Raw genomic sequence first — 1,317 nt, forward strand, 5'->3', positions numbered from 1 at the left:
TGTCATGTTTCAGGACTTCGTGAACAGATGTGTTTCAGGACTTCGTGAACAGTTTCTGTTTGGTCAGTCGTTGGTAGCGTACTGATCTGTCGAGGGTGAGCTGGCGGGCGACTGTGTCGCTGATCGTGATGGTGACGCGGTCGCCTTGCCAGAACACGGTCGCGGTGTGGCCGGCCCAGCGGCGGCCGAGGACGATGGAACAGCCGGAGAAGGCGATGACGCCGGTGGCTGAGACCGGGCGCTGGGTGACGCCGCCGGGCTGGTGGCCTGTGCTGGCAGGGGCGGCTTTGCGGCGGGCGTCGTAGCGTTGCTGCGGGGTTTGGCCGTTGAGGCTCTGGTGGCGTCGCCGGGTGTTGTAGATCTTCCGGTAGTCGTCGAGAAGGTGTTGCAGGGCAACGAGATCCTCTGCCGGAGGCCGGGCGGCGAGCCATTTCTGCAGGGTTTGGTGGACGCGTTCGTTCTTGCCGCAGGTTTGCGGGTGATAGACCGAGGAGGCGATCGCGGTGACACCCTCTCCGGCGAGGTGGCGTTCCAGCTCGACCATGCGGCCGCGGTGCTTCCCGGAGAAGGACAAACCGTTGTCGGACAGCACCTTCACCGGAACCCCGTGGCCGGCGAACGCCTGTTGCAACGCAGCCCAGGCGTCGGTGCCGTTCTCACTGGCCGCGGCGTAAGTGCCGACGTCGAGGCGGGAGTGGTCATCGAGGATCTGGATGATGCAGACCTTGACGCCGTCGGCCAGGTAGTACTCCATGCCATCGATCTGCCAGCAGCCGTTGGGGTCGGCGTATTCGAACCGGCGCCTCGTGCGGGGCCGCTTTCGCGGCTCCGGGGTGATCTGGCCGTGATCACGCAGGATCCGGTAGACCGCCGACCGTGACGGCAACGGCTCGAACCCGGCGTCTTCCAGCCGCCAGTGGATCGAGATCGGCCCGTTGTCCCAGCCCTCGTCCGCGAGTTCCTTGCGGGCCCGCAGCACCGCCTCGGTCACCTTGGCCCCGAACGCGGCCGGGCGGTGACGCGGGGCGGTGCTGCGGCGGACGAACCCGTCCGCACCCTCCGCGCGGACCCGCGTGACGTATTTGTGGAACACGCCCCGGGAGATGCCACGTTCGCGGCAGAACCCCGAAATGTTGATCTTCTCGCCCGCGGCCACCCTCGCGACCGCGGCGACGAACTCAGGATCCATCGAAAACCCTGTACTGCCCATCGCCGCATGATCACCACGAACCCCCTGGTCACCACGCCGACAGGCCGGTCAAGTGTTCACGATGTCCTGAAACATCAACTGTTCACGATGTCCTGAACTCAGACATG

Annotated in this window: 1 protein-coding gene; it reads right to left on the reverse strand. The window is 65.6% G+C overall.

Annotated elements, in window-relative coordinates; all coding sequences use genetic code 11:
* Nucleotides 1-34: 34 nt before the first annotated feature.
* Nucleotides 35-1,189 (reverse strand): IS481 family transposase, encoded by a 1,155-nt coding sequence (locus AB0N89_RS41010; protein ID WP_364217163.1) that lies wholly within the window; start codon nucleotides 1,187-1,189, stop codon nucleotides 35-37.
* Nucleotides 1,190-1,317 lie beyond the last annotated feature (128 nt).

Source organism: Amycolatopsis sp. NPDC089917 (genome assembly GCF_040684635.1).
In the GTDB taxonomy this organism is placed as follows: Bacteria; Actinomycetota; Actinomycetes; order Mycobacteriales; family Pseudonocardiaceae; genus Amycolatopsis.